General features: G+C 71.2%; 9 protein-coding genes and 1 pseudogene. 3 read left to right on the top strand and 7 right to left on the bottom strand.

The genetic code is table 11. The annotated features are described in order from the left end of the window. Both BZL64_RS41465 and BZL64_RS30235 read left to right on the top strand, forming a co-directional pair. Positions 1 to 240, top strand: a pseudogene (locus BZL64_RS41465) (ThiF family adenylyltransferase); the annotation flags it as partial. Beyond that, entirely contained in the window at positions 233 to 1,603 is a 1,371-nt protein-coding gene (locus tag BZL64_RS30235; RefSeq protein WP_086772333.1) for an ABC1 kinase family protein, read from the top strand. The pseudogene BZL64_RS41465 and the gene BZL64_RS30235, both read left to right, overlap by 8 nt. Before the next feature lie 183 nt (positions 1,604 to 1,786). On the opposite strand, the gene BZL64_RS30230 is transcribed toward BZL64_RS30235, so the two are convergent. From BZL64_RS30230 to BZL64_RS30215, 4 genes are all read right to left on the bottom strand, one after another. Further along, positions 1,787 to 2,113 (bottom strand): hypothetical protein, encoded by a 327-nt coding sequence (locus tag BZL64_RS30230; RefSeq protein WP_086772332.1) that lies wholly within the window; start codon positions 2,111 to 2,113, stop codon positions 1,787 to 1,789. Beyond that, positions 2,110 to 2,478 (bottom strand): WhiB family transcriptional regulator, encoded by a 369-nt coding sequence (locus tag BZL64_RS30225; RefSeq protein ID WP_086772331.1) that lies wholly within the window; start codon positions 2,476 to 2,478, stop codon positions 2,110 to 2,112. Before BZL64_RS30225 ends, BZL64_RS30230 begins: the two co-directional genes overlap by 4 nt. A 176-nt stretch (positions 2,479 to 2,654) precedes the next feature. Further along, the gene (locus BZL64_RS30220) at positions 2,655 to 2,981 is read right to left on the bottom strand and encodes a hypothetical protein (protein WP_167396216.1); all 327 of its coding nucleotides are present in this window, start codon (positions 2,979 to 2,981) and stop codon (positions 2,655 to 2,657) included. 167 nt (positions 2,982 to 3,148) lie between these two features. Next, the gene (locus BZL64_RS30215) at positions 3,149 to 5,356 is read right to left on the bottom strand and encodes an ATP-dependent DNA helicase UvrD2 (protein ID WP_244205555.1); all 2,208 of its coding nucleotides are present in this window, start codon (positions 5,354 to 5,356) and stop codon (positions 3,149 to 3,151) included. Positions 5,357 to 5,606: 250 nt separating this feature from the next. Between BZL64_RS30215 and BZL64_RS30210 the strand changes: the two genes are divergently transcribed. Further along, on the top strand, positions 5,607 to 5,849 hold the full coding sequence (locus tag BZL64_RS30210; RefSeq protein WP_045559070.1) for a mycoredoxin: 243 nt from the start codon (positions 5,607 to 5,609) through the stop codon (positions 5,847 to 5,849). Between the two features lie 73 nt (positions 5,850 to 5,922). On the opposite strand, the gene nudC is transcribed toward BZL64_RS30210, so the two are convergent. The 3 genes from nudC to BZL64_RS30195 all read right to left on the bottom strand — a co-directional run. Next, positions 5,923 to 6,867, bottom strand: coding sequence for an NAD(+) diphosphatase (gene nudC / locus BZL64_RS30205; protein ID WP_086772328.1), 945 nt, complete (start codon positions 6,865 to 6,867; stop codon positions 5,923 to 5,925). Between the two features lie 155 nt (positions 6,868 to 7,022). After that, positions 7,023 to 8,426 (bottom strand): dipeptidase, encoded by a 1,404-nt coding sequence (locus tag BZL64_RS30200; protein WP_086772334.1) that lies wholly within the window; start codon positions 8,424 to 8,426, stop codon positions 7,023 to 7,025. Positions 8,427 to 8,469: 43 nt separating this feature from the next. Continuing rightward, the coding region (locus BZL64_RS30195) for a PD-(D/E)XK nuclease family protein (protein WP_143663352.1) at positions 8,470 to 9,186 on the bottom strand (717 nt) is incomplete at its 5' end.

The raw sequence follows: 9,186 nt of genomic DNA, 5'->3' as shown, positions 1-9,186 counted from the left end.
CTCCCGTCCAGCTCGGGAGCGCGCTGGGAGGTCTCCGTACCGGCCCTCCAGTGGCATCCGCGTCCGGTTCGGGCGCACCCCGCGTGCGGGTGCGGGGCAGCGGAGAAAGGTAACGAGGAACACACCGCCTCCGAGGACGCCGAGTCGCGCGCGACAATGGCGGGGCAACGGCATTCGAAGGAGTTACGCCGTACGGCAGACGCGGCGCGGCTTTCTGGGACCTGGAGGGCGCATGTCTGATCTTCCCCGGAAGGCGGTCACCCGGACCGCCAAGCTCGCCGCGCTCCCGCTCGGCATCGCGGGCCGGGCCACGTGGGGCCTGGGCAAACGCATCGTGGGCGAGTCCGCGGAGATCGTCGGCCGTGAGCTGCAACAGCGCACGGCGGAACAGCTCTTCAAGGTCCTCGGTGAGTTGAAGGGCGGCGCGATGAAGTTCGGACAGGCCCTGTCCGTCTTCGAGTCCGCGCTGCCCGAAGAGGTCGCCGGCCCTTACCGGGCGGCCCTCACCAAGCTCCAGGAGGCGGCGCCGCCCATGCCGACCCGCACGGTGCACGCCGTGCTCGCGGAGCGACTCGGCGAGGACTGGGCCGAGTTGTTCCTCAAGTTCGACGACAAACCGGCCGCGGCCGCCTCGATCGGCCAGGTGCACCGGGCGGTGTGGCACGACGGGCGGGAGGTCGCGGTCAAGGTCCAGTACCCGGGCGCGGGTGAGGCCCTGCTCTCGGACCTCAACCAGCTCAGTCGTTTCGCGCGGCTGTTGGGCCCCCTCATTCCCGGGATGGACATCAAGCCGCTGATCACCGAACTTCGGGACCGTGTCTCCGAGGAGCTGGACTACGGGCTGGAGGCGCAGGCCCAGCAGGCGCACGCGGAGGAGTTCGAGGGAGATCCCGACGTCCTGGTCCCGGCGGTGGTCCACCAGTGCGACCAGATTCTGGTCACCGAGTGGATCGACGGCGTACCCCTCTCCGAGGTGATCGCCGGCGGCACGCCCGAGCAGCGCAACCGTGCCGGCCAACTGCTGTCGCGTTTCCTCTTCTCCGGGCCGGCCCGCACCGGCCTCCTGCACGCCGACCCGCATCCCGGCAACTTCCGTCTCGTGCCCGGGGGTCCGGACGGCGAGGACGACTGGCGCCTGGGCGTCCTGGACTTCGGCACCGTGGACCGGCTCTCCGGCGGTCTGCCCGAGCCGATCGGCGCCTCGCTGCGCATGACGCTCGACGGCGAGGCGGACGCGGTGTACGAGTTGCTGCGCGAGGAGGGCTTCATCAAGGAGTCCATCGAGCTGGAGCCCGTCGCGGTCCTCGACTACCTTCTGCCGATCATCGAACCGGCGCTGGTCGAGGAGTTCACGTTCACCCGGGACTGGATGCGCAGTCAGGCGGCCCGGATCGCCGACCCGCGCTCCCCCGCCTACCAGTTGGGCCGGCAGCTCAACCTTCCTCCGGCCTACCTGCTGATACACCGGGTGACGCTGAGCACGATCGGCGTGCTGTGCCAGCTCGGTGCGACCGTCCGGCTGCGGGAGGAACTGGAGGGGTGGCTCCCGGGGTTCGTCCTCGACGAGGGCCTGGAAGTGGAGGAGTCCGTCGCGGAGGCGTGAGCCACCGCCGGTGCTGCCGAGCACCTGGCCGGATCCGGCCGCGAGGGTTCGGTCACGCTCGGGTCGCACCTCGCTCTCCGTGGCGCAACGCGCCGCGGGGGCCGGTCCGTTCGGACGGACCGGCCCCCGCGGAGGGAGCTTTGCCTCCCCCTGTCGGGAGGCCACCGCTTCAGGTGTAAGGGATTACTGCATCACGGCCATGGCGAGCGCCCGCCGGGCACGCAGCGAGGCGCGCTCGGCACGGCGCTGCATCCGGCGAGCGGTCACCAGGCGCATGGCCCGGCGTTCCTGCTCGGCCTCGAGCAGCCGGTCGTGCATATGCGCACGAGCCAGGGCTTCTGGGATGAGTTGCATCTCGCGGGTCCTGTTCTGACGCGAGTCGTTCGCGCCGGTGGTGGTGACGTCTTGGGTCGCGGAGCCTGCGGGCTCGCTCGTGGACGGCTTCATCGGGGCCTGCTTCTTGGGGTCGTGCGTGACGGGACGGTCGATCGTTCCTGCGATGGTGTTCATGCCGTGACCGGGTTCTTGCGCGGGCGGCCACGCGGCCGCTTCCGGGCGACGACGACACCCTGCACGAACAGCTCGCCACCCCAGACGCCCCAGGGCTCACGCCGCTCCTTGGCACCGGCGAGGCAGGCATCGACCAGCGGGCAGGTACGGCAGAGGGACTTGGCGTACTCCACGTCCGCGGGCGACTCGGCGAAGAAGACCTCCGGGTCGTAGGAGCGGCAGGGGACGGGTACGCCGAGGTTCTCGATGGCGTCGTCGAGCGCGGTGAGCGCCGTGAGCGGGGTCAAGGTGGAGTCCTCCGTGAGGCCGGGCGGGGGGATCGTTTCGGAAGGCGGTACGGACGGGGCGTGCGCTTCGAGTTGCACGGTTCGTCTTCCTCGTCTGGTCGTTCCGGCCCTGTTGGGCCGGGTGGCGGCTTGGTACCGGGTTCTTTTCTTGTCCCGAGGCCCCTTCGCTCCGTCGTCCCGGGTCGGGACAAACAGAAGGGCCGCGGATCCCGGGTGGGGTTCCGCGGCCCTGAAGGCGCCGGCCTGATCGACTGTCAGGCTGGATCACTCCAGGGTTCTGGCCCACGGAAGGCCCACATCTGGTGGTGCTGCGTCGTCTGCTTCCGGGCTCCGGCACCGGTCGCCGTAAAGGCATAGGCCTTCGCCTGTGCCGCTACTGCCGCTTCCAGTGCCTTGGTCGGTCGCTCACTGCGCTCGCGGACAACAAGACCCGCGGGGGCGACGGAGAGGGACGCGGGCCGGTCGGCACGAATGCCGGACAGACCGGTGCCCAGGTTCGAGGCGGCGAGAGTGCACACGGAGACGATCGAGCGATCGGTCAGTTTGGCGGTGCTGACGGAGCTGTTGTTGATGATGATCACTGGAATCGCCTCCTCTCGGCGTCTCGGGGGACCAGGATGGAACCCGGTCCGGCGGATATGCAAGTACAGCACGGAACCTTGGCCTCGGAGAAGGCCTCTGTTCTCGTGCCTAAGAACCTATGGGGACTGCCGGGGCATGCGCAAACTATTTTTCCGACGAGTTCGGATCAGTCGTCCTCGTCCTCGGCTCCGATGTCCTGGCCTGCGCAGATGGCCAGGACATCGGTTCCGTAGCGGTTGAGCTTCCGCGTGCCGACGCCCGGGATCCGCGCCAGCTCGCCCGGTTCCTCGGGGGCGGCCTCGGCGATCGCGATCAAGGTCTTGTCGGTGAAGACGCAGAACGCGGGCTGCCCGGCCCGGCTTGCCTGGACCGCGCGCCAGGACCGCAGCCGCTCGTAGAGTCCCTCGTCCATGTCCGAGGGACAGTCCTCGCAGCGCATCAGCTTCATCTCGCCGGCGTCGGTCAGAGTGCGTCCGCAGACCCGGCAGCGGGCCGGGCTGCGCGGGCTCCGGCGCGGCACCGCCGCCACCACGCCCGCCGCCGCACTCGGGAAGCCGCGCTCGACGCCCCCGGCGCCGCCCGCGGCGCCGCGCCCCGCCGTGCTGCCGGATCCCGGGCGCAGGCCGTCGAGGAAGCGGCTGGGACGGCGGTTGGGGCGTCCGCCCGGCGAACGGCAGAGCGCCCAGGAGACCTGGAGGCGCTCACGGGCCCGGGTGACGCCGACGTAGAGCAGCCGGCGCTCCTCCTCGATCTGCTCGTCGGTGCGCGCGTAGGAGATCGGCATCATGCCCTCGGTGACGCCGACCAGGAAGACGACGTCCCACTCCAGGCCCTTGGCCGAGTGCAGGGAGGCGAGAGTGACGCCCTGGACCGTGGGGGCGTGCTGGGCGCCCGCCCGTTCGTCGAGTTCGGCGACCAGGTCGGCGAGCGTGGCACCGGCTCTGGCGGCGGTGAAGTCCTGCGCCAGGTTCACCAGGGCGGCCAGGGACTCCCAGCGCTCCCTGACGGCACCTGATCCGGCCGGCGGCTGCGGTGTCCAGTTCTCGCCGGACAGGACCGCACGCGCCTGGGAGGGGAGGTCGACGGCGTCCTCGAGCAGGGCGTCGTTGCCGCCGAAGCGGGCGGCGGCGCGCAGGGCGTTGATCGCCTTGCGTACCTCCGGGCGGTCGAAGAACCGCTCGGCGCCGCGCAGCTGGTAGGGGATTCCGGCGTCGGCGAGGGCCTGCTCGTAGGTCTCGGACTGGGCGTTGGTGCGGAACAGGACGGCGATCTCGGCGGGCTGGACACCGGCGTCGACCAACTCGCGGATACGGCGGGCGGCGCCCTCGGCCTCGGCGGGCTCGTCGGTGTACTCGGTGTAGACGGGTTCGGGTCCCGGCGTGCGTTGGGAGATCAGCTCCAGGCGGTGGTCGGCGGCCCGGCCGCGGGCCTGGGACAGCAGACCGTTGGCGAGGTGGACGACCTGAGGGGTGGAGCGGTAGTCGCGCACCAGTTTGACGACGGTGGCTCCGGGGTGGCGGCTACGGAAGTCGAGGAGGTGGTCGGGGGTGGCTCCGGTGAAGGAGTAGATCGTCTGGCTGGCGTCGCCGACCACGCACAGGGTGTCCCGGTCGCCGAGCCACAGCTCCAGGAGCCGCTGCTGGAGGGGGCTGACGTCCTGGTACTCGTCGACCACGAAGTGCTGGTACTGGGCGCGGACCTGCTCGGCGATGTCCTGACGGTCCTGGAGGACGGCGACGGTCAGCAGGAGGACGTCCTCGAAGTCGATGACGCCTCGCTCCCGCTTGAGGTCCTCGTAGGCGGCGTACAGCTGGGCGATCTCGGCGGGCGCGCGGGGGGTCTCGCGGCCGGCCCTGGCGGCGGCCGCCTGGTAGTCGGCGGGGACGGTCTGGGTGACCTTGCACCACTCGATCTCGGCGGTGGTGTCCCGCAGCTCGCCCCGGTCGAGCCGGATGCGGCAGGCGGCTGCCGCGTCGGCGACGATCTGGACCTTGCGGTCGACGAGCCGGGGCAGCGAGCCACCGATCGCTTTCGGCCAGAAATACTGGAGCTGGCGCAGGGCAGCGGAGTGGAAGGTGCGGGCCTGGACGCCCTGGGCTCCGAGCATCCGCAGCCTCCCGCGCATCTCTCCGGCCGCACGGTTGGTGAACGTGACGGCGAGGACGCTGGAGGGCTGCAGGATGCCCGCGCGCACCCCGTAGGCGATGCGGTGGGTGATCGCGCGGGTCTTGCCGGTACCGGCTCCGGCCAGCACGCACACCGGTCCGTGCAGGGCGGTGGCCACCTCGCGCTGCTCGGGGTCGAGCCCTTCGAGCACCGCGTCGGCCGAGTCCGGTACCTGCGGGAAAAGAGTGGAGTGCGTTGCTGCTGTCACACAGCCATGCTGCCAGGTCACCGGAGACAGCCGAGCCGGTTGTCCACAGGGAGGCACCGGCAGTCGTATTAATGCGGCAGGCATCACAGCGCCTCTCGGCGGGCGTCACAGCTACCCGTGGCGGGCGTCGTACCCGCTCGCGGTGGGCGTCACAGTGGTCCGGGGCCGCTCGCGGGAATGGCGGTGCCTCCTCGTGCGTTCCCTCTCCGCGACCCCACATCCCCCGAGTCGCCGAAGGAGCGCGAGAGACATGCCGGGCACTGTGACGATGTACAGCACCACGTGGTGCGGCTACTGCCGCAGGTTGAAGAGCCAGATGGACCGCGAGGGCATCACGTACAACGAGATCAACATCGAGCAGGACCCGGAGTCCGCGGCGTTCGTGGAGAAGGCGAATGGCGGAAACCAGACGGTGCCGACCGTGCTGTTCCCGGACGGCTCCACGCTGACGAACCCTTCGCTGGCTCAGGTCAAGCAGAAGATCGGCGCGTAACGCGCCGGATGTCGCGGCGGTACGGCGAAGAGGGCGGCCCCTGGAACTCCGGGGCCGCCCTCTTCGTGCCGTGTCACGTGAAGGTACGGATGGGCAGCGGTTTGCCGTACCAGAGTTCGATCAGGCGGGCCGCGATGGAGATGCCGTAAGGAGGCAGGACCTCGCCGGACTCGAAGCCCGCTCCGAGTTCGTCGCGGGAGAACCAGCGGGCCTCGTGGATCTCGTCGCCGTCGACGTCGATGACGGTGGAGGTGGCGCGGGCCATGAAGCCGAGCATGAGGCTGGACGGGAAGGGCCAGGGCTGGCTGGCGACGTACTCGACCTGGCCGACCGTGATGCCTGCCTCCTCGAAGACCTCCCGGCGCACCGTCTCCTCTATGGACTCGCCGGGCTCGACGAAGCCGGCCAGCGTCGAGAAGCGGCCCTCCGGCCAGTGGACCTGACGGCCGAGCAGGATGCGGTCCTCCTCGTCCGTGACCGCCATGATCACCGCCGGGTCGGTGCGCGGGTAGTGCTCCGCGCCGCAGGGGGGGCAGCGGCGGATGTGGCCGGCTGCGGCGATGACCGTGCGCTCGCCGCAGCGCGAGCAGAAGCGGTGGGTGCGCTGCCAGTTCTCCAGGCCGACCGCGTGCACCATGAGGCCCGTGTCGCGCGGGGACAGCAGCAGTCCTGCCTCGCGAAGGCCCGCGGGGCGGGCGGACTGGTCGATACGGCCGGGGAGTGCGTCCTTCTGGAGGGCGAAGTAGCTGACGCCGTCGTCGTCGGTGCCCAGGAAGTAGCGGTGGGCCTCGGTGAGGGGGGCCTCGAAGGAGGGCGTCATGACGAGTTCGGTCCGGCCGTCGGACGTCTCGTCGATGAGGACCTGGCCGCCGGAGACGACGAAGCAGCGTGTCGTGGGGTGGCTCCAGGCCGCGGCGAGCCAGGCCTCGTCGAGCCGGTGGTGGGCGGCGCGGTCGATGCCGCTCGGGGCGGTGAGCGAGATGGGTCGGTCAGCGTTCTGGTCGGTCCAGGTGGTCACGGGTGCTTCCAACTCCCCCGGTGGAACGGTTGTTTCGGCGGGCGGTTCAGCGGGACGTGCGGCAGGGGGCGACCGGGTCCGGTGCGGTGTCGCCGTGCGGGGCGGCATGTCCAGTGTGCCCCGCGCGCGGTGTGGCTCCGGACCGTTCGAGGTCGTCAGGGCGCATGGCGCCAGGTCTCGGCGAGGTCACCCCAGAGGTACGCGGTGGTTTCGACGCCCTTGAGGAGGAGGTCCAGCTCGACCTTCTCGTTCGGGGCGTGCCATCCGTCGGAGGGCACGGAGATGCCCAGGAAGAGCACCGGGGCGTCGAGGACTTCCTGTAGGTCGGCGGCGGGTCCCGAGCCTCCCTCGCGGGTGAAGCGGACGGTGCCTTCGAAGGCGCGGCCCATGGCGCGCACGACGGACCGCAGGGCGGGGTGGTCCAGCGGGGTCAGGCACGGGCGCGTGGCCGGGCTGAACGTGATCTCGTGACGGATGCCCGCGGGTACCCGCTCCTCGGCCCAGACCCGGACCGCCTTCTCCACCTGGTCGGGGTCCTGTCCCGCGACCAGCCGGAAGGACAGCTTCACGAAGGCGGAGGACGGGACGATCGTCTTGCTGCCGGGGCCCTGGTAGCCCCCGCCGATGCCGTTGACCTCGGCGGTGGGGCGGGCCCAGATGCGCTCCAGGGTGCTGTGCCCGGCTTCGCCGTGGGTGGCGTGCGACTTGGCGGTGCGCAGCCAGCTCTCCTCGTCGAAGGGCAGCTCGGCGAAGAGCTCGCGTTCGCGGCCGGTGAGTTCGACGACGCCGTCGTAGAAGCCGGGGACCGTCACGCGCGCGTGCTCGTCGTGCAGGGCGGCTACGAGGCGGGCGGCGGCGGTGGCCGGGTTGGGCACGGCGCCGCCGAAGGAGCCGGAGTGGATGTCCTGGTCGGGGCCGTACAGCCGGATCTCGCATTCGGCGAGCCCTCGCATGCCGGTGCAGACCGTCGGGGTGTCCTCGGACCACATGCCGGTGTCGGAGACGATCACGGCGTCGGCGGCGAGCCGCTGGGCGTGCTCCTCGACGAGGGCGCGGAAGTTCGGTGAGCTGGACTCCTCCTCGCCCTCGATCAGCAGCTTGAGGTTGACGGCCGGGGCGGTCCGGCCGGTGGCGGCGAGGTGGGCGCGCACGCCCAGGGTGTGGAAGAAGACCTGGCCCTTGTCGTCGGCCGCCCCGCGCGCGTAGAGACGGTTTTCGCGGACGACCGGCTCGAAGGGGTCGCTGTCCCAGCCGTCCTCGCGGGCGGCGGGCTGCACGTCGTGATGGCCGTAGACCAGGACGGTGGGTGCCTGCGGATCGCCGGACGGCCATTCGGCGAAGACGGCGGGCGCGCCGGGCGTCTGCCAGACCTCTGCGGTCGGGAAGCCGGTCTCCTGGAGCTTGGCGGCAAGCCAGTCGGCGCTGCGGCGGACATCGGGCGCGTGGTCGGGCTGGGCCGAGACCGACGGGATGCGCAGCCACTCGGCGAGGTCGTCGAGGAACGCCGCACGGTGGCGCTCGATGTACGTGCGGACGGCGCTGTCCGGGGTCTGGCTCATGGTCACGAGCCTATCCGGCCGCACCGACATCCCGGCCGGGTACTTATGCACGGTTTACTTGCGCTGTCCGCTCCCCCGTGCCGTCCTGAAGGGCGTCCTCCTGGGTCAACAGGCGCTCCAGCGCGGCCCGGTCCGGCAGATTCGCGGGTCGTACGACCTCGCCGGTGCGCACGTAGACGAACGCCGCTGTGACGGATTCCACGGGCACACCGTGCTGCTCGGCCCACGCGAGCCGGTACACAGCGAGCTGGAGCGGGTCGCCGTCATGGCCCCGGCCGGTCTTCCAGTCGACGATCTCGTACGTCGCGCTGTCGCCGTCGCCGTCCTTGTAGACGGCGTCGATGCGGCCCCGTACGACGCGGTCGGCGAGGGTGAGCTGGACGGGGGCCTCGACGCGGTAGGGGGTGCGGCGGGCGTACTCGGTGCGCTCGAAGGCGTCCTTGAGTGCCTCCAGGTCGCGTTCGTCGGCGATCTCCGCGTCCTCGCCGGGCAGTTCGTCCGGTTCCAGGAAGGGCAGCGTCAGCTCCTCGAAGCGGGCCTCCACCCACGCGTGGAACCTGGTGCCCCGGCGCGCGGCCGGCTGGGGCGGGCTGGGCATGGGGCGCGCGAGTTCCTGGGCGAGTCCGTCCGGGTCGGCGGCCAGGCGCAGCACCTGCGACGCGGTCAGGGTCACCGGGAGAGGTACGTCCGTGACGCTCCGGCGAGCGCGCTGCAGCTCCCCGGCGAGCGCGTCCAGGTCGCGGTCCCAGGAGGCGATCGT

This window comes from Streptomyces bobili (genome assembly GCF_002154575.1).
GTDB classification, from domain to species: Bacteria; Actinomycetota; Actinomycetes; order Streptomycetales; family Streptomycetaceae; genus Streptomyces; species Streptomyces bobili.
This window is presented reverse-complemented; position numbering and strand designations above follow the sequence as displayed.

Coding starts and splice junctions, on each gene's coding strand:
- BZL64_RS30235 (WP_086772333.1), top strand. CDS start 233: ATGTCTGATCTTCCCCGGAAGGCGGTCACCCGGACCGCCAAGCTCGCC.
- BZL64_RS30230 (WP_086772332.1), bottom strand. CDS start 2,113: ATGAACACCATCGCAGGAACGATCGACCGTCCCGTCACGCACGACCCC.
- BZL64_RS30200 (WP_086772334.1), bottom strand. CDS start 8,426: ATGAGCCAGACCCCGGACAGCGCCGTCCGCACGTACATCGAGCGCCAC.
- BZL64_RS30210 (WP_045559070.1), top strand. CDS start 5,607: ATGCCGGGCACTGTGACGATGTACAGCACCACGTGGTGCGGCTACTGC.